14 protein-coding genes are annotated in these 18,897 nt (G+C 64.6%); 7 read left to right on the forward strand and 7 right to left on the reverse strand.

All coding sequences use genetic code 11. The features are described 5' to 3' along the window. Nucleotide 1: 1 nt before the first annotated feature. The gene (locus X268_RS05175) at nt 2-685 is read right to left on the reverse strand and encodes a GntR family transcriptional regulator (protein WP_128923927.1); all 684 of its coding nucleotides are present in this window, start codon (nt 683-685) and stop codon (nt 2-4) included. A 159-nt stretch (nt 686-844) separates the two neighbouring features. Between X268_RS05175 and tcuA the strand changes: the two genes are divergently transcribed. From tcuA to tcuB, 3 genes are read left to right on the forward strand one after another with little or no spacing between them, the layout of a single operon-like run. After that, nucleotides 845-2,236 (forward strand): FAD-dependent tricarballylate dehydrogenase TcuA, encoded by a 1,392-nt coding sequence (tcuA, locus tag X268_RS05180; RefSeq protein WP_128923928.1) that lies wholly within the window; start codon nt 845-847, stop codon nt 2,234-2,236. 29 nt (nt 2,237-2,265) lie between these two features. Continuing rightward, a complete protein-coding gene (locus X268_RS05185; protein WP_128923929.1) occupies nt 2,266-3,294 on the forward strand; it encodes an alpha/beta hydrolase in 1,029 nt (342 codons plus the stop codon). A 4-nt stretch (nt 3,295-3,298) separates the two neighbouring features. Beyond that, nucleotides 3,299-4,405, forward strand: coding sequence for a tricarballylate utilization 4Fe-4S protein TcuB (gene tcuB / locus X268_RS05190; RefSeq protein WP_128923930.1), 1,107 nt, complete (start codon nt 3,299-3,301; stop codon nt 4,403-4,405). Between the two features lie 72 nt (nt 4,406-4,477). Here the strand turns inward: tcuB and X268_RS05195 are convergent, their stop codons facing one another. Beyond that, nucleotides 4,478-7,882: an acyl-[ACP]--phospholipid O-acyltransferase gene (locus X268_RS05195; protein WP_128923931.1), complete on the reverse strand. Its 3,405-nt coding sequence runs from the start codon at nt 7,880-7,882 to the stop codon at nt 4,478-4,480. Nucleotides 7,883-8,548: 666 nt separating this feature from the next. Between X268_RS05195 and X268_RS39245 the strand changes: the two genes are divergently transcribed. Continuing rightward, on the forward strand, nt 8,549-9,169 hold the full coding sequence (locus X268_RS39245) for a TetR/AcrR family transcriptional regulator (RefSeq protein ID WP_208764451.1): 621 nt from the start codon (nt 8,549-8,551) through the stop codon (nt 9,167-9,169). A gap of 7 nt (nt 9,170-9,176) precedes the next feature. Here the strand turns inward: X268_RS39245 and X268_RS05205 are convergent, their stop codons facing one another. The 3 genes from X268_RS05205 to X268_RS05215 all read right to left on the reverse strand — a co-directional run bounded on the left by X268_RS05205 (nt 9,177) and on the right by X268_RS05215 (nt 13,066). Beyond that, complete coding sequence (locus X268_RS05205) at nt 9,177-10,484, reverse strand: GGDEF domain-containing protein (RefSeq protein WP_128923932.1); 1,308 nt, start codon at nt 10,482-10,484, stop codon at nt 9,177-9,179. 235 nt (nt 10,485-10,719) lie between these two features. After that, nucleotides 10,720-12,024 carry a nicotinate phosphoribosyltransferase gene (gene pncB, locus X268_RS05210; protein WP_128923933.1) on the reverse strand — a complete coding sequence of 435 codons (1,305 nt, stop codon included), beginning with the start codon at nt 12,022-12,024 and terminating at the stop codon, nt 10,720-10,722. A 121-nt stretch (nt 12,025-12,145) separates the two neighbouring features. Beyond that, a complete protein-coding gene (locus tag X268_RS05215; protein ID WP_164937540.1) occupies nt 12,146-13,066 on the reverse strand; it encodes a LysR family transcriptional regulator in 921 nt (306 codons plus the stop codon). Nucleotides 13,067-13,165: 99 nt separating this feature from the next. Between X268_RS05215 and pcaH the strand changes: the two genes are divergently transcribed. Together pcaH and pcaG are read left to right on the forward strand one after the other, a co-directional pair. Further along, nucleotides 13,166-13,954, forward strand: coding sequence for a protocatechuate 3,4-dioxygenase subunit beta (gene pcaH / locus X268_RS05220; RefSeq protein ID WP_128923935.1), 789 nt, complete (start codon nt 13,166-13,168; stop codon nt 13,952-13,954). A gap of 2 nt (nt 13,955-13,956) precedes the next feature. Continuing rightward, a complete protein-coding gene (gene pcaG, locus X268_RS05225) occupies nt 13,957-14,583 on the forward strand; it encodes a protocatechuate 3,4-dioxygenase subunit alpha (protein WP_128923936.1) in 627 nt (208 codons plus the stop codon). 4 nt (nt 14,584-14,587) lie between these two features. On the opposite strand, the gene X268_RS05230 is transcribed toward pcaG, so the two are convergent. Further along, complete coding sequence (locus X268_RS05230; protein ID WP_128923937.1) at nt 14,588-15,487, reverse strand: helix-turn-helix domain-containing protein; 900 nt, start codon at nt 15,485-15,487, stop codon at nt 14,588-14,590. Between the two features lie 50 nt (nt 15,488-15,537). On the opposite strand from X268_RS05230, the gene pobA reads away from it, so the two are divergent. Then, entirely contained in the window at nt 15,538-16,710 is a 1,173-nt protein-coding gene (gene pobA / locus X268_RS05235) for a 4-hydroxybenzoate 3-monooxygenase (protein ID WP_128923938.1), read from the forward strand. Nucleotides 16,711-16,717: 7 nt separating this feature from the next. Here pobA and X268_RS05240 read toward each other — a convergent pair whose 3' ends face one another. Next, nucleotides 16,718-18,868: an adenylate/guanylate cyclase domain-containing protein gene (locus tag X268_RS05240; protein ID WP_128923939.1), complete on the reverse strand. Its 2,151-nt coding sequence runs from the start codon at nt 18,866-18,868 to the stop codon at nt 16,718-16,720. Nucleotides 18,869-18,897 lie beyond the last annotated feature (29 nt).

Genomic DNA, 18,897 nt, shown 5'->3' on the forward strand with positions numbered 1-18,897 from the left:
GCTACTGCTTCTGCAGCAGCTTGAGGCGGCAGCGCAGCGCCTCGCGGATATGGGCGCGCGCGAGCTGCTCGGCCTTGTCGCCGTCGTGCGCGGCGATCGCCTCGATGATGGCCTGATGCTCCTCGTGGCTAGTCGAAGGACGGCCGGTCACGGTGAAGGTGGTCGGACCGAGCAGGGCGATCCAGTCCTGCAATTCGCGGGAGGCATTGTCGAGGTAACGGTTGCGCGCGGCGCGGCAGATCGCCTCGTGGAAGCCGCGGTTGAGCCTCGCCATCTCGGTGGCATCGGTCGCGGAGGCCTCGACGAAGGCCTGCTCGATATCCCTGAGTGCGTCGACCTCCGGCGGCGAAGCGTGCCCGGCGGCCAGGCGCGCCGCGGCGCCTTCCATGATCTCGCGCATGGCATAGAGCTCGAGCACCTCGGAGATGTCGAGATTGCGCACGATCAGCCCGCGGCCGCCGGCGGGCTCGACGAAGCCGCGCGCGGCGAGTCGGCCCAGCGCCTCACGAACCGGCGTGCGGCTGACCTTGAGCCGCTGGGCGACCTCCTCCTCGCGCAGGCGGTCGCCGGCGCGGTAGCTGCCGGCCTGCAGCGCCTCGCAGAGAGAGCGAAACACCGCCTCGCCGAGCGCAACGCCGCCGCCGCGCGCGATCGATCCGCCTGCCTTTGCCGGGCGTCTGGCCATATCGGTCCTCGAAGCGCGAGACGCATCCTGCCCATGCAGAGATGCCACTTGCGCCCTTGTTGTATATCTTTGTATACAAAAGTACGCAATGCCGGCCGGGTCGTTCCGAAGCCGCCGGCGGGCAGAATGTCTCCACTCTCGTCGCACCGGGCAAACCGCATGAGCAGCAAATACGACGTGCTGGTGATCGGAGGCGGCAATGCGGCGCTGTGCGCGGCGATCGCGGCGCGGCGCGTCGGCGCCTCGGTGCTCGTGCTCGAAGGCGCGCCAAAGTTCTATCGCGGCGGCAACACCCGGCACACCCGCAACATGCGCTGCGCCCATGACGCCGCGACCGAAATCCTGACCGGTCCCTACACCGAGGAGGAGTTTTGGGAAGATCTGCTGCGCGTCACCGGCGGGCAGACCGATGAGGTGCTCGCCCGCCACATGATCCGCGAGTCGAAGGACATCCTGAACTGGATCGTGGAGCAGGGCGTGCGCTGGCAACCCTCGCTCGGCGGCACGTTGAGCCTTGGTCGCACAAATTCGTTCTTCCTCGGCGGCGGCCGCGCGATGCTGAACGCGCTCTATCTCACCGCCGAGCGGCTCGGCGTCGACGTCGAATACGACGCCGAGGTCACCGACCTCGTGATCGAGGACGGCATGTTCCTGGCCGCGCGCCTCAAGCGGCCGATCAAGGGCGAGACCGAGATCCGCGCCACCTCCCTGGTCGCCGCGGCGGGCGGGTTCGAGGCCAACATCGAATGGCTGAAGCAATATTGGGGTGAGGCCGCGGACAACTTCCTGATTCGCGGCACGCCGTATAATCGCGGCTCGATCCTGAAGATGCTGCTTGACAAGGGCGTGCAGGAGGTCGGCGATCCCACCCAGTGCCATGCGGTCGCGATCGACGCTCGTGCGCCGAAATTCGACGGCGGTATCATCACGCGGCACGACTCCGTCGTGTTCGGCATCGTCGTCAACAAGCACGCCCAGCGCTTCTACGACGAGGGGGAGGACATCTGGCCGAAGCGTTACGCGATCTGGGGCCGGCTGGTCGCGGCGCAACCGGATCAGATCGCCTACATCATCTTCGATTCTCCCGTCGTCACCAGCTTCATGCCGACGCTGTCCCCGCCGATCGCCGGCCAAACGGTGGCCGAGCTCGCAGCCAAGCTGGAGCTCGATCCGGCCGCGCTGGAGAAGACCATCACCGATTTCAACGCGGCGGTGCGTCCCGGCACTTTCGACCACACCATTCTGGATGACTGCGTGACCGAGGGCATCACGCCGCCCAAGACGCACTGGGCGCGCAAGATCGAGACGCCCCCCTATCTCGCCTATCCGGTGCGGCCTGGCATCACCTTCACCTATCTCGGCACGCGCGTGGACAAGGAGGCGCGGATGCTGATGGCTGGCGGCAAGCTGTCGGCCAACATGTTCGCGGCCGGCGAGATCATGGCCGGCAACGTGCTCGGCAAGGGCTATGCTGCCGGCATGGGCATGACCATCGGCAGCGTGTTCGGACGGATCGCGGGACGGGAAGCGGCGCGCCACGCCAAGAACTAGGCGAAGAAAAGAAACGAACGGGAGAAACCATGTCACGCATTGCCATCGCTTCGATCGCCGCTCTATTGATCGCCGGTGAGGCCTGCGCTGCCGAGCCGATCAACCTGCGCGACATGGGCTCGTTCCACGTCGGCGGGCGTCTTGTCGAAATCTCCGGCAAGCCAGTGAAGGAGGTCGTGTTCACGCCCGGCGGCGTGCCGGCCAAGGTCGATCCCAACGGGACGTATCAGGTCGAGCAGATGTACGTGCAGTATTTCCTGCCGGCGAACGAGAAGGGCGCCTATCCGCTGCTGATGTGGCACGGCGGCGGGCTGACCGGCGTCACCTACGAGACCACGCCCGATGGACGCGAAGGTTGGCTGAACTATTTCCTGCGCAAGGGATGGGCGGTCTACAATTCCGACGCAGTTGAGCGCGGCCGCGCAGGCTGGGCGCAATCCCCTGATATCTTCAAGGGCGAGCCGGTCTTCCTCACCACGGCCAATCCGTTCGAGCGTTTCCGTATCGGCGACGGACCGAACTCTTACGATCCCGATCCCGCCAAGCGCAAGGTACTGCCAGGCAACCAGTTTCCAGTCGAGGGTTACGAGAACTTCGTCAAGCAGAACGTGCCGCGCTGGACCACGACGGATGATGCGACCATCGCCGCCTATATCGCCGAGATCGACCGCGTTGGCCCCTCGGTGGTCCTGTTCCACAGCCAGGCCGGCAGCTTCGGCTTCAAGGTTGCGCAAGCCCGACCGGACAAGGTGAAGGCGCTGATCGCGATCGAGCCGGCCGGCCTTGGCGATCCCGCCAAGGCCGATGTGCTGAAGAACATCCCGACCCTGATCATCTACGGCGACTATATCGAGCGCGATTCGCGCTGGCCCAAGATCCGCGCCAACGGCGTCGCCTTTGCGGACGCCGTCAAGGCAGCCGGCGGCAGCGTCGACGTTGTCGATCTCCCGCAGGCCGGCATCAAGGGCAATTCGCATATGGTGATGATGGACAAGAACAACCTTGAGGTCGCAGCCCTGATCCAGAAATGGCTCGAGGGCAAAGGCCTGACGAAGTAACGCCATGCATGGAACCAGAATTCTCGACGAGGCCGACCGTCTGATGACGGTCTGCAATCCCTGCCGCTACTGCGAGGGACTTTGCGCGGTCTTTCCCGCCATGGAGATGCGCCGCGCCTTCTCCGACGGCGATCTCAACTATCTCGCCAATCTCTGTCATGCCTGCGGCGCCTGCTATGTCGACTGCCAGTTCTCGCCGCCGCACGAGTTCAACGTTAACGTTCCCAAGACGCTCGCGGTTGCGCGCGCCGAGTCCTATGCAACCTATGCCTGGCCGGGTGCGCTGTCCGGCGCCTTTGCGCACAACGGCCTTGTCATCAGCATCATCGCCGCGCTCAGCATGGCCGCCTTCATCCTGGGTTTCGCCGCCTTCAACGATCGCAGCGCGCTGTTTGGCATGCACACCGGCCCCGGCGCCTTCTACAAGCTGATGCCGCACAACGCGATGGCCGCATTGTTCGGCGCCGCCTTCCTTTATGCCGTCCTCGCGCTGGTGATGAGCGTGCGCGCGTTCTGGCGCGACATCGGTCCAACGATCACCGGCCGCGCCGACGGTGGCTCGATCTTCCAGGCCATCCGCGACGCCGGCGAGCTGCGCTATCTGCATGGCGGCGGCGTCGGTTGCTATAACGAAGACGACAAGCCGACCGACCGACGCAAGCTGTATCATCACCTGACCTTCTACGGCTTCATTCTGTGCTTTGCGGCGACCTCGGTCGCCACGCTGTATCACTATCTGCTCGGCCGCGAGGCGCCATATCCATGGTGGGATCTGCCGGTGGTGCTGGGTACGCTCGGCGGCGTCGGACTGATTGTTGGCCCGATCGGCCTGTTCACGGCCAAGATGCGCCGCGATCCGGCGCTGCTCGACGAGGCCCGCTACGGCATGGATGTCGGTTTCATCGCCATGCTGTTGCTGACTGGGCTCACCGGCATGCTGCTTCTGCTGTTGCGCGAGACCGCTGCCATGGGGCCGCTATTGGCGCTGCACCTTGGGGCGGTGTTCGCGCTGTTCATCACCATGCCGTACGGCAAGTTCGTGCACGGCATCTATCGCTTCGCCGCGTTGGTGCGTTACGCGCAGGAGCGGCGTAGTGAGGCCGGCTCTTGAGGGATATCGGAGAGTCGGTGCAGGAAGAGCCGTCGCACTGGACATCCGCCAATGAACAGCCATGGGCTGGGGTCAAGCCACCTCGCGCTCCGGCGCGGAGGCCTGCTCGCGCGCCATCGTCGTTGCCGTGACATAGTCGGTCTTGCCGGTGCCGAGCAGCGGCACCTTGTCGACCACCATGATCGTGGCGGGAACGGTCAGCTCGGACGCGCCAATGGACTTGGCCTGTCCCTGCATCGCGCTGCGCTCGGCAGTCTTCTCCGTCGTCAGCAGCACGATGCGTTCGCCCTTGCGCTGGTCGGGGATCGAGACGGCGACCGAGGCGGCCTGCGGCCACAGCGCCGTCGCGATGGCTTCGACTGCGGACAGCGAGACCATTTCGCCTGCAATCTTGGCAAAGCGCTTGGCGCGGCCCTTGATGGTGATGAAGCCGGCAGCGTCGATCGCCACGATGTCGCCGGTATCGTGCCAGCCTTCGGGAAGCTTTTCGAGCACGCCGGGATTTTCGGCCCTGAGGTAACCGAGCATCACGTTCGGGCCGCGTACGGACAGACGCCCACCTTCCTCGATGCCGGGGACCGGATCGAGTCGGCTTTCCATCAGCGGCGAGAGGCGGCCGACGGTGCCGGGACGGTTGGCCATCGGCGTGTTCATCGCCAGCACCGGCGCCGTTTCGGTGACGCCGTAGCCTTCGAGGATGCGGATGCCGTAGCGCTCCATGAAGACCTGGCGTGTCCGATCCTTGACCGCCTCGGCGCCGGCGATGACGAGGCGCAGGGTGCGGAAGTCGTAGGCATGCGCCGACCGTGCATAGCCGGTGAGGAACGTATCGGTGCCGAACAGGATGGTGGCGCCGGTCTGGTAGATCAGCTCCGGCACGATCCGGTAGTGCAGCGGCGAGGGATACATGTAGATCGGAATGCCCGCGAGCATCGGCATCATCATGCCGCCGGTCAGCCCGAAGGAGTGGAACACCGGCAGCACGTTGAACACCTTGTCATTGGCGTTGGCATCGACCCGTGCCAGCGCCTGCGCCGCATTGGCGAGGATGTTGCGGTGGGACAGCACCACGCCCTTCGGCGTTCCTTCCGAGCCGGACGTGAACAGCACGACGGCGGGATCGTTAGCCTGGCGCACAATGCGGGGCGTCGTGCCGGCGAGCAGGCCCCTGATCTTGTCGGCCATACTGATCGAAGCACGGACGTCCTCGAGATAGATGACACGCGCCTCGGCCGAGATCGCAGCCATCAGCTTGTCGAGCTTGCCCTTCTCGATAAAGGCTTTCGAGGTCAGCACGGTCCCGACCTGCGCGGCTTTCATGGCGGCGAGCACGTTGACCGGGCCCGCCGAGAAGTTGAGCATCGCCGGGACGCGGCCGATGTTCTGCAGCGCCATGAAGACGACGGCGACGCCCGCCGAATTCGGCAACAGCACGCCGACATTCTCGCCGACGCCGGTGCCGGTCTCGAGCTTGCGGCTCAAGACCTGCGCGCCGAGGATCAGCTTGCGATAGGTCAGCTTGGTGCCGAGCGCGTCCTCGATGATGACCTTGCCGGTATCGCGATCGCGATAGGCATGTCCGAGCGCCTCGAACAGCGAGTGATCGAGCATAGCGTTCTTCACCAGAGCGTCGATCATCACGTCCTGGAGCGCGGCCCCGGCGGCATTGCGGCGTGCCTTGCCCTTCAGCGCCTGGTCGACCGGAAGCTTGATTGGCGGCAGGATGGTGACCGTCACCCGCGGAAACCACGAGCGCTTGATCTGGCTGGAGTTGAGATAGCTGAGATGCGAGCGCTGCGCGCCTTCGATACGGACCGGCACGACCACGGCGTCGGCTTTATCCGCGATCATCGCGGTGCCGTCATAGACCTTCATCAGCGAGCCGGAGACGGTAATGCGTCCCTCCGGAAAGATCACCACCGGCTCCCCCGCGGCAACGAGCTTGATCAGGTCGCGCGCGGCCAGCGGCTTGGTCGGGTCCATGGTGTAGTGCTTGACGATGCGCAGGAACGGCTTTGCCCACCAGGCCTTGGCGATGCCGGTATCCACCGCGAAGCTCGCGTCGATCGGCAGCACGGCGTGCAGCAGCGGGCCGTCGATCAGGCTGACATGGTTGGGCGCGATCAGCATCCGCGTGCCTGGAGGCGGCAGATTTTCCAGGCCGCGCACCTCGGTGCGGAACAGAGCGCGGAACAGCAGCGCGCCGAAATCGCGCACGCCTTCCTTGCCCCACTTGGTCAGGACAAACCAGACCGCGCCGAAGCTGGCGACGCCGAGACCGAAGAAGATCCAGCCGACATGGAGGCCAGCGGCCTGCAGCAGCGCGACGAACAGCGAACCGACCACCATGAAGGCGGCCTGCAGCACGTTGCCGGCCGCAATGATGCGGGCGCGCTCGGACGCCGCCGACCAGGCCTGGACCGCGGCAAAGGACGGAACGACGAACAGCCCGCCGCCGAATGCGAAGGCGACGAAATCGACCAGCATGCGCAAGCCGGCGAACGAGGTTGCGAAGTCGAGCGCGGCGATGTCCTGGCCCTTGGCGGTCACGGCGATCGCCCAGGCGAGATCGAGGCCGGCGCAGCCCATAATGATGGCGCCGATCGGCACCAGCGCGAGGTTCGGACGAACGTGGCTCAGGCTGGCAGCGAACAGCGAGCCGATCGCGATGCCGATCGCGAAGATCGCAAGGCACAGCGTCACCACGCCCTCGGTGCCGCCGACGACATCCTTGACCAGCGCCGGCAGCAGTGACAGCACGATGGCGCCGACCAGCCAGAACCAGGAGACGATCACGGTGCCGTCCCAGAGGCGATGGTCGGCGTGCAGCGTCCTGAGCAGGCTCACCGTGGAGGTCCAGGGATTGGCGTCGACGGGCAGCTCAGGCGCGGAAGGCGTCGTCTGCGGGATGCGGGACGCGAACGCCCAGGAAAGCAGAGCGAGCACGACCACGGCCGATGCGCCCCAGCCCATATGCGCCGAGCCCGCCACGAACTGGCCACCGGCGACGGTGCCGAGCAGGATGGCCATGAAGGTCGCGCCTTCGACCAGCGCGTTGCCGGTCGCGAGCTCGCCGAGCTCGAGCTGGTCCGGCAGCATGGCGTATTTCACGGGCCCGAACAGGGCGGCGATGGTGCCGAACAGCGCGAGCGCCGCGAACAACAGCGGCACCGAATGCAGGAAGAAGCCGGCTGCGGCAAAGCAGGCTGCGAAGATCTCGGCGAATTTGAGCCGCCGCGCGACGACGGATTTGACGTATTTGTCGGCGAGCTGGCCGCCGAGCCCGGACAGGATGAAATAGGGGAAAATGAAGACGGCGCCAGCCACCGTCACCAGCGCATCGCCGTGGCCGGTTGCGGCACTGTAAAGCAAGATAATGACAAGCGCGTTCTTGAGCACGTTGTCATTGAGCGCCGAGAAAAACTGCGCCCAGAACAGCGGCGCAAAGCGGCGTGACGACATCAATTCCCTGATCATGACTATTCCTGTTTTGGAAAAGCAGCCTGAGGTTGTTACGTTGTCTGTGAAACGTCACGACCGGAAGCGCATGGGGCGAACGATTGCGCAGCATCGAAGTTGCTGGCCTGCTCTGTCCCCTCGGTTCCTCCGATCCTGTTGGTCTCCAATTGGTCTGGTTAGGTTCGCAAATATCTGGTCTCGGTCGCGTCAGCCGCGCTGACCCGGATCTGGCCGAGGCGATATGAAAACCTGAGCGGCCACATGGAGGCCAGCGAGATCGACCGCGAATGTCCGGACATGGTGAGTCCTTCGTTGCGACCAGAGCCGGAATTCGGGTCGTCCTCGACGCGCACGGCCGCGCTCATCTCAGGTGAGATGGGAGAGATGGCGAAAGGGCGAGAAGCGGCCAAGAACGCTGAACCTGTGGCCTTCGAGACGTGCACGATCGCGGCTGGCCCGCCACATCCGGAAGGCCGCCCGACGTTCCGCGAGCACGCCAGCGACGTCACAGGCGTTGGCGATGCGATTGATCGGTGCCATGGCGAACCGCAGCAGGGCCCGGCCAAAGCCGGTCACGAGGGCCGCGGCGTCGTCGATGAACGTGGCGGCGATATCAACAGCGAGGGTTTGCATTTTGCAGGGCTCCGGGCTAATTTGAACAATGTTCATATGAGTAGCTTGAAAATGAACAATGTTCAAGACGAATCACTGCAAGACCAAAAAAAATTGCGGCGGCGGCTCCAGATCCTGGAGATAGCCCGCGGCATTATCGCAACTAAGGGCTTGAGATCGTTGAAGGTTCGGGACGTTGCGGAGGCCGCCGGCTGTTCCGTTGGCAGCGTCTATAACGAGTTCGGCGACTTCGACGGCGTGATCCTGACCGTCAATCGGGAGACCGTTCAGGCCCTCACGGCCCGGCTTCGCGGGGTTCCGGCCGAAGACCCTGTCCGCCAGCTCTACGGGCTTGCCGAGACCTATCTCGAATTCTTCGCCAAGCACGCCAATCTGCTGCGGTCGCTGTTCGAGCATCGGATGGAGGACGACCGTCCTTATCCCGACGACATCCTGCAGATGGTGATGGATGCTTTCGCGTTGATGCATGCGCCCCTGGTGCGGCTATTGCCGGACGCAGATGACGTGAAGATCGCGCTGCTGTCGCGCACCTTGTTCTCTGCCGTCCACGGCATCATCTCGCTCGGTCTCGAGGAGCGCATGGTGGCCGTGCCGCCGCAGATGCTGCGTCAGCAGGTCGAGCAATTCCTCGACGCACATCTCGCCGGTCTCGGGATTCCGCGTTCACGGTGATCGGGCCTCAGGCTCGTGCAGCTTCGCGCGGCCGAGCTGCAACGACGACGATATCAGGTCTTCCGCCGTCGACCTGAACGCGGTTGCGTCCCTTTTCCTTGGCGCGATAGCAGGCGGCATCTGCGCGTCGCATCGCGTCCTCGAGCGTGGTGGTGCCGTCGGCGATGCAGGCGACGCCGATGCTGGCGGTCGCCGCAAAGCAGCGATCGTCCCAGCTGAAGTTGAACAGCTCGAGTGATCCTCGCAGCCGTTCGGCGATATCGACCGCGTTCGCAGGTGAGCATTGCGGCAGGATCAGGCCGAATTCGTCGCCGCCCAGGCGCGCCACCAAATCGTGTGGGCGCCGGTCTCGTTGCAGGAGACGCGAGACCTGGCAGAGCAGCCGGTCGCCGGCAAGATGACCGCAGCTGTCGTTCACGCTCTTGAACTGATCGAGGTCGATCAGGATCAGGCCGAGCGAGCCCGTCGCGGCATCGGCCAGCTCGGTTTGCAGGCGCGCCTCGAAGGCACGGCGGTTGGAGAGGCCGGTCAGCCAGTCGTGCGATGCCTGCCACGCCAGGCGTTCCTTCTCGGCATGCAGGGCGTCTTCGAAGGCGCGTCGCTGCAGCACCAATCGTCTCGTATGCCAGATCAGGAGCAGGACCAGCGTGACGGCGGTGACGATGTTGATGCCGGTCAGGGTCAGCTTGATGGCGCGGGAGCCTTCACCGAGGACGGTCGAGAACCGGTTGGCATGAACCGTGAACTGGGCGTTGAGCTCGGAGAGACGCGACGACAGGATTTGCAGGCGGCTTGCGTCCTGAACGGGGCCGTTCTCCCATTCGGACCGGATGACCTCGCCGAAGACGCTCAGCTCCAGCAGCATGGGGTCTGTGGCGGCCCACTCGCGGATCGCTTCCTGCAGGAAGCTGACGCGGTTGAAGTAGCGAAACAGCCAGATCAATCCCGGAACGTCATCGGGATGATTGCCACCTTGCAGGAAGCCGATGCGCGCCGCCTCGACGTCGACCGGATCGTGCTCAAGCGCCCAGCGCGCGAACTCATCGCCAATGGGAACGGCGAGCGAGGCCTGGTATTGCGCGAACCGGCTGGCATCGCCCGAATGCAGATAGAGATTGAGGAAATAGACGGCGTTCTTCTGCGAGCGCGACCACAACGCTTCGCCCGCGACATAGGCGCGAACCGACGACATCACCTCGAGACTGAATCCCGCGATCGCCGCCTGGAGCATGACGACCATCACGAAAGGCGAGACGAGCTTGATGACGTGAAGGAAACTGCGTCCCTCCATCGACGTGGCAGTTCTGCGAAACACTCTGCGTTCCCCAAATCGATCAACGACCCCAGCGGAGCGTTGCGTCTGCAACACCAAGTAGAGGCGAAGGTTGCTTAACTCGACCTGAAAATGCGGGGACCACGTCGCAGGGTGAAGGCGTTGTGAAGCGGATGACCGCAGATCGCTTCAAATACCGACGAAGAGAAACTGGAGCAGCATCGGCGCACCAATGCCGCGCATTCGTCGCATGCGATTTACCCGATCTAGAGGATTGCTAGACCAGCACCGGCTTTCGCACGCGGCCGGCATCGCCGAACACGCGCAGGTAACGGTCGATCTCCGAGGGCATGCCGGTCGCCTTCTCCGGATTGTCGGAGAGCTTGACGGCGGGACGGCCGTCCACCGACGACACCTTGCAGACCAGCGAGATCGGATCGAGATTGAACGAGCCGTCCGGCGTGCAGCCGACGAAATCATTGGTGAGGTTGGTGCCCCAGCCGAAGGAGAGCCGCACCCGGCCGGTGAAGTGATGGTAGGTCTCCTCGATCGAGCCGACATCCATCGCGTCGGAAAAGACGAGCAGCTTGTCCCTGGGATTGCGACCCTTCTTCTGCCACCAGGCAATGATCTCCTCGCCGGCCTGGACCGGAGGCGCGCTGTCGGGCCGGAAGCCGGTCCAGTCGGCGACCCATTCCGGCGCATCGCGCAGGAACGCTTTGGTGCCGAAGGCGTCGGGCAGTGCGATCAAGAGGTTGCCGCCATAGGTCTGGCGCCACTGGTCGAGGATGCGATAGGGCGCCCAGCGCAATTCCTCGTCGTCCTTGGCGAGCGCGGCCGCGACCATCGGCAGTTCATGCGCATTGGTGCCGATGGCTTCGAGATCGTTGTCCATCGCCAGCAGCACGTTGGACGTGCCGATAAAGGACGAGCCGAGACCCTCTTTCACGGCCTCCACGCACCAGCGCTGCCAGAGAAAGCCGTGGCGGCGGCGGGTGCCGAAGTCGGACAGGCGCAGATTCTCCAGCTTGCGAAGACGCTCCACCTTGGTCCAGAGCTTCGCCTTGGCGCGGGCATAGAGCACGTCGAGCTCGAATCTGCCGCGGCCCTTCATCGCGGCGCGCGAGCGCAGCTCGTTGAGGATTGCCAGAGCCGGGATCTCCCACATCGTGGTGTGCGTCCACGGTCCGTGGAAATGCAATTCATATTGGCCTTCGACCTTGCGCAGCTCATATTCGGGAAGACGGAATTCAGCCAGCCAGCGGATGAAGTCCGCCGAGAACATGTGGGTCTTGCCGTAGAAAGTGTTACCGGCCAGCCAGATCAGCTCTTTCTTGCTGAAGCGGATGGTGCGGGCATGGTCGAGCTGGGCGCGCAGCTCACCCTCGTCGATGATGTCGGCGAGCCGCACATGGCGCGAACGGTTGATGACCGAGAAGGTCACCTGCTGATCCGGGTAGTCTTCCCGAATCATCTGTAACATCAACAGCTTGTAGAAATCAGTATCGAGCAGGCTGCGGATGATGGGATCCAGCCGCCAGCTGTGATTGTAGGTCCGGCTCGCAATGTCGGTCACTGTCATAGGCGTATTTTAGCGTGGCTCCCCCTGCGCAACCAGTGGGTTTGCGAAGGGCAGTCTTGCGGAGGGCGGCACCTGATATCAGGACTGATATCAGGACTTTGATATCAGGACCTGGCGGACATCAGGACTTGGCGGCCGTCGCTGCCACCGTCTCGAGCTGGCTTCTGACCCAACGATGAGCTGGGTCTTTCTGATAGCGCTGGTGCCAGACCATGAACATCGGCAGCTCGGCCAGCGTCCGGGGGCGGGGCGCCAGCGGAATCCGCGTTTGCGCGAAACCGCGCATGACCCCGGACGCCAGCAGGCTCGGCATGCTGGCCAGCATCTGCGAGCCGCGAAGGAAGGACGGCACGCCCGAGAAGCTCGGCACCGAGATCGCAATGTCGCGGTGCAGTCCGTTGGCCGCCAGCCGGCGGTCGAAGTCGAGGCGCTCATTGTCGGTGTAGACAACAGTGACATGACGTGCCGCGAGATAGGCGCCGCGGCCGGTCGGAGCGCTACGCATCTTGGGATCGAAGTAGCAGACGTAATGATCGCTCAAGAGCCGCTTCTGGACGATGTCGACGCCAGAGGGCGGCAGCGGCGTGATCAGGATGTCGCAGCGGTTTTCGCGCAGCATCGCCGGCGAGGGCGACTGCGACGGGATCACACGCAGCTTCAGGTCCTGCACTTGTGCAGCGACATGAGCGAAGAACCGCGGCAGCAGCAGATCGCGCTGGAAATCGTTGGCGGCGATCGTCAGCGACAGCTGCGCGCGGGCCGGTTCGAACGTGACGCCCCCGGCAAAGCTCCGCATCTCGTCGATCAGAGCCCGGGCCTTTCCGGCAAGCGCCTGGGCATGCGCGGTGGCGACGATGCCGCGGCCGGATTTCGCGAACAGCGGATCGCCGGCGATCCGCCGCAGCTTGTTCAGCCCGTGGCTGACCGCCGATTGCGTCAGGCCGAGCCGCGTGGCCGCCGCGGTGACCGATCCCTCCTCGAGCACGGCAAGGAACAGTTCGAGGGCGTGGCCGTCGAGCGCCAAATGATCGATTTCATTCATGCAATATATTATAATCGATCTATTTATCCGGGGAATAGGCCGGCCCATGATCTCCCGATAAGCCGCGCGTCCGAACCGGGCGCCCCAGGGAGAGACACGATGAATGCCCAGGCGCCAGCCTTGCGGGATCCCCGCCTCAACCGTCCCGAGCCCCTGACCCCGCCGCTTGGCGATGGCGGCTTCTTCCAGCGCGACCGCTCCATCCATCCGCCCGCACACGCGCCCGGCTACAAATCCTCGGTGCTGCGCTCGCCGCGGCAGGCGCTGCTGTCGCTGGAGAACTCGATTTCGGAGATCACGGGACCGGTGTTCGGCCACAACGATCTCGGCCCGCTCGACAACGACCTGATCCGTAACTACGCCAAGGACGGCGATCCGATCGGCGAGCGCATCGTCGTCCATGGCCGCGTGGTCGACGAGACCGGCCGCGGCGTGCCGAACACGCTGGTCGAGTTCTGGCAGGCCAATGCCGGTGGCCGCTATCGGCACAAGAAAGACACCTATCTGGCGCCGATCGACCCGAATTTCGGCGGCTGCGGCCGCGCGCTGACGGACGAGACCGGCTACTATTATTTCCGCACCGTGAAGCCGGGGCCCTATCCCTGGCGCAACTATGTCAACAGCTGGCGTCCCGCCCACATCCACTTCTCGGTGTTCGGCTCGGGCTTTGCGCAGCGGCTGATCACGCAGATGTATTTCGAGGGTGACCCCCTGATCCCGGTCTGCCCGATCCTGACGACGATTCCGGACAAGGATGCGCTCGACCGCCTCGTGGCGCCGCTCGACCTCAACGCCTCGACGCCGTTCGACTCGCTCGCCTACCGCTTCGACATCGTGCTGCGCGGCCAGCGCTCCACCTATTTTGAAAATCGCACCGCGGGGAATTGAGCATGCCGCAACCGCTCACCTATCTCAAGGAAACCGCCTCGCAGACCGCCGGGCCCTACGTCCATATCGGACTGATCCCGGCGATGGCCGGCTTCGACATCTTCGAGAAGAACTTTTCCAACGTGCTGGTGACGCCGAACACCGAAGGCGAACGCATCACGCTGGAAGGCAAGGTGCTCGACGGCACCGGTACGCCGCTGCGCGACGTGCTGCTGGAGATCTGGCAGGCCAATGCGAACGGCCGCTACAACCATCCGGCCGATCGTTCGGCCGGCGCGCTGAACGAGGAGTTTCGCGGCTGGGGTCGCGCCGGCTCCGACTTCGAGAGCGGCCTCGTCACCTTCGAGACCATCAAGCCGGGCGCGATCACCGACAAAGCGGGTCGCAAATGCGCGCCGCACGTGAACGTCTGGATCGTCGCGCGCGGCATCAACATCGGCCTCAACACGCGGCTCTATTTCTCGGACGAAGAAGCTGCCAACGCCGCCGACCCCGTGCTCAACTTGATCGAGCAGCCGTCGCGCCGCTCGACCCTGATCGCAAAGCGCACCGAGCGTGCCGGCAAGATCGTGTACTCCTTCACGATCAATCTGCAGGGCCCGGAGGAGACGGTGTTCTTCGACGTGTGAGGCCTCACGCCTCTTCGCCATGAAGCTGCGCGCGGAATGCGCGCGGCGACAAGCCCGTGGCTGCGGCATAGACCCGGCTGAAATAGGCGGGATCCTCGAAGCCGAGCGCATAGGCGATCGTCGAGACCGGCAAATTGGTGTAGACGAGATTGCGGCGCGCCTCGCGGACCAGCCGGTTGAGGATGAGGTGGGAAGCGGTATCACCGGTCGCCGCCCGCGTGATCCGGTTGAGATGCGTCGGCGTGACCGCCAGCGCTTCGGCATAGTCCGCGACGCTCCAACGTTCCAGATGGTGCTGCTCCAGCAGCGCCTCGAAGCGGCGGAACAGACTGGATTCAACCGTACTGCCGCCACCGCTCTCGCTCGTTAGCGCGCGCGCCACCAGCCCGATCATGGCGGACGACAACGCGCGCAGCACATGCGCGCGGCCGAAATCGCGAGCGGCATGTTCGGCAAAGATCTGCTTCATGGTGGCGCGGATCTGCGGCGTGCCGCGCACCACGGCCGAGCGCGACAGCGCACCGCGCAGGCCCTCGGCGGCGAGCAGCGCCTCGTCCAGAATTTCCGCGGCGATGGTCAGCACCCAGCCTTGCGTATCGGGCACGAAGCGGAAGCCGTGGACGTGGCCGACGGGCACGTTGACGATCTGCATCGGCCTCAAGGGCACCACCCGCCCGTCGAGTGTCGCCTCGCCGCCACCGCGCTCGATCAGAAGCACCTGATGCAGCCGGGCGTGGCGGTGCACGGCCAGGGTCCAGTCGTGCAGCACCGAGCGGGACGCAATGGTCTCGCAATGCACAACATCGGGCAAGTCGCCTGCCTCGCCGAACAGGTTATAGATCCGGATCGCCGGGGTGGTGTCTCTCATGTTCGAATAGTACAAGATAATGGCGAAACCCTCCATCGGTCTGCAGCGCCAAATCTGCAAAAAATTGCCGGTGGGAGGACGCAAAAATGAAAGTTCAGGTCTGTATCATTGGCGGCGGGCCGTCCGGGCTGCTGTTGTCCCAGCTCCTTCATCTCAAGGGCATCGACACGGTCGTCCTGGAGAAATACAGCCGCGACCATGTGCTCGCCCGTATCCGCGCCGGCGTGCTCGAGCACGGCTTCGCCAAGTTGATGCGCGAGGCGCAGTGCGGCGAGCGGATGGACCGCGAGGGCGAGATTCACCGCGGGTTCGAGATCGCCCATGACGGGGTGCTCTCCAAGATCGACCTGCACAAGCATTCCGGCGGCAATTCGGTGCTGGTCTACGGCCAGACCGAGCTGACGCGCGATCTCTACGAGGCACGCGATCGTCTCGGCGGCAAGGTCGTGCACAATGCCGAGGACGTGGCGCCGCATGATCTGACGTCGGACCGGCCCTACGTGACCTATCGCACCAACGGCGAGAGCGTCCGCGTCGATTGCGACTACGTCGTCGGCGCCGACGGCTTTCACGGTGTCAGCCGCAAGTCGATCCCGAAGGACGTGCTGCGCGAATATGAAAAGGTCTATCCGTTCGGGTGGCTCGGCGTGCTGTCGCGCACCAGGCCGGTGTCGCCCGAACTGATCTATGTGAAGCACGAGCGCGGCTTTGCGCTCTGTTCGCTGCGGTCGCAGGTGCTCAGCCGCTACTACATCCAGGTGCCGCTCACCGACAAGGTCGAGGACTGGAGCGACGATGCGTTCTGGGCCGAGCTGAAGCGCCGTCTGCCGGTCGAAGTTGCCGGCCGCCTGATCACGGGGCCGTCGATCGAGAAGAGCATCGCGCCGCTGCGCAGCTTCGTCGCCGAGCCGATGAGCTATGGCCGGCTGTTCCTCGCCGGCGATGCCGCTCACATCGTGCCGCCGACAGGCGCGCGTGGGCTGAACAGTGCCGCGTCCGACATCTATTATCTCTATCACGCCATGCTGGCGCATTATCAACGCGGCGATGATTCCGGCCTTGCAGGCTATTCCGCCAAGGCACTCGCTCGGATCTGGAAGGCGCAGCGCTTCTCCTGGTGGATGACGATGCTGCTGCACCGCTTCCCCGACCGGATCGAATATGAGGATCGGCTTCAGCAGACCGAGTTGGACTATCTGCTTTCGTCGGAGACGGCGCAGCGCCTGCTCGCGGAGAATTACGTGGGACTGCCGTTTTAGGCGGCCGCTACTTCCCTTCCAGCGTATTCACAGGTGTCCAATCCGCCGGCGGCGGATTGGCGCTGAACCCTTTCGCGCGTTTCGCAAACAGCGCTGACGGCGGGTCGGTCTCCGCCATCTGCCCGAATGCATTGGCCGCCTTGGCAAAATCCCGCGCGCGCCAGCGGGCGAGCCCCTCCGCATACGCAGCAGTCGCCTTCGCCCGATCGGCGCTCTCCGCGCCCCTCTCCGCCAACGGCTCGAACACCCTGATGGCCTCGCCGCGGCCCAGCACCCTGATTGCGTCGAGCTCGCGCCAGGCGAAGGTATCGCCGGTCTGCGCCATCGTCGTTTCGGAGGCCATGATCGCGGTGCCGTAATATTTGTTGGCGCCCTCGAGCCGCGAGGCGAGGTTCACGGTGTCGCTCATGACGGTGTAGTTGAAGCGGCGGCGGGAGCCGATATTGCCGACCACGGCTTCGCCGCTGTTCAGCCCGATGCGGTGGGACAGGCCGTGGCCGGTGAAGGCGGGGTTGTGAGCGTTGAGCTCCGCCAGTTTCTCGTGGCACTTCAGCGCGGCGTGCACCGCGTTGCGTGCGTGTGCGGGGTCGTCGGCCGGCGCGCCGAACATCGCGACGATGGAATCGCCGATATATTTGTCGACATAGCCGCCATGGTTTTCGATGATGTCGGTCATGGCGGACAGATATTCGTTCATCAGCGTCACCAGCTCGCCTGGTGTCATGGTCTCGGCAATGGACGAGAAGCCGCTGAGGTCGGAGAAGAACATGGTGACGTTGCGCATCTCGCCGCCGAGCGCCGGCATCTTGCCGGAGGCGACCATGGTTTCGATGACCTCGGGCGCGAGGTAGAGGGCAAAGCTCTTGCGCAGGAAGCGCTCGTCGCGGTCGGCTAGCACGAAGCGGTAGCCGATCATCGATGCGAGTGCCATAAGGCTCGCGAGCGCAGGTTCGGCCAGCGGCGGCGCCCGGGCATGAAGGAAGGCGCCAACGGCTACGGCGGTGTAGACAGCCGTGAGGACGAGCCAGGCGGTGAATGCACCGGTCGGCGCGAAGATGGAGGCTGCGCAGGCGATGATGGCGGCGAACACGATCGTGAGAATGGTCCGCGTCGGAAAGCCGAGCTCGGCTACGGCGTCATGCTCCACCAGGTTTCGGACCGCAGTGGCGTGGACGAACACGCCCGCGACGTCGCTGCGGGCTTTTTGCGGCGCGCTGGCCGGCGCGGGCAGGGCGCATCGTGCGGCCGGCGTGCCGTCGTAGCCGCCGGACAGGCGCATCGAGGTGAGTTTGCGGTCCTCGAAATTCAGGACCGTGCCGAGCAGCACGACCTTGCCGTCGAAAGCACGGCGGAAGAAGTCGGCGTCTCCTTTCTCGACGCAGGCGCGCAGATCGACGAAGGAGAAGGTCGGGATGTCGCGTCCCAGCCCTCGAAAGTTGAGCGTCATTGTATTCGGCACCGCACTCGGGATCGCGTAGCCGGACAATTCGGTTGCGCCGGAAGACGCAATCTCCGGCTTTGCGCCGGCCGCGCGTGCAGCGAGCTCGACCGCCATCGCGGGGACCGGCCGCCCCTCGATGGCAAAGCTCAGCGGCATCCGCCGGATGACGTCGTCGTGGTCGGTGTGGACATTGAGCGCCCGGACGGCGTTGCGCACGGCGACTTGCTGCGCGCGGTAGGGTACTTCCGGATGGTCGTTGCTCAGGATTTCGCCGAGCACCAGTTTGCCGCTATCGGAGATTTGCCGCAGCGCGATCAGATAATCTCGATCGAATCCTTTCATGCGGCCGCCCACGGCTGTGTCGCCAAAGGGAATCTCCGACTGCTCGATCGAATTCTTGAAGATGACGTCGAAGCCGATCACCTTGGCGCCGCCCTCGGTGATGCTGCCGAGCACTCGGCCGATCTCGCGTGTCCAGGTCTGGGTCGGCGATCCCCGGAAGGGCGGCGTCTCGTAGGTCTCCCCGTCGATCGCTACGACAACGACCGGGGATGTCGCGGGATCGCGGCGATCGCCAATGAGCTTGCCGCGCAGCGCCGTGAGGATGTCGAGCGAGAGGCCTTGCAGCGTCTGCAGCGGCGGGGACGTGCAGACTGCGCCCGCAACGAGCGCAATCAAAGCGGCTGCAACAATGTCCCGTCCCCCGATCCGCCGCATCGCCCCGTCGCCAATTCCGCTTATTCGAG

The sequence above is a fragment of the Bradyrhizobium guangxiense genome, assembly GCF_004114915.1.
GTDB lineage: Bacteria > Pseudomonadota > Alphaproteobacteria > Rhizobiales > Xanthobacteraceae > Bradyrhizobium > Bradyrhizobium guangxiense.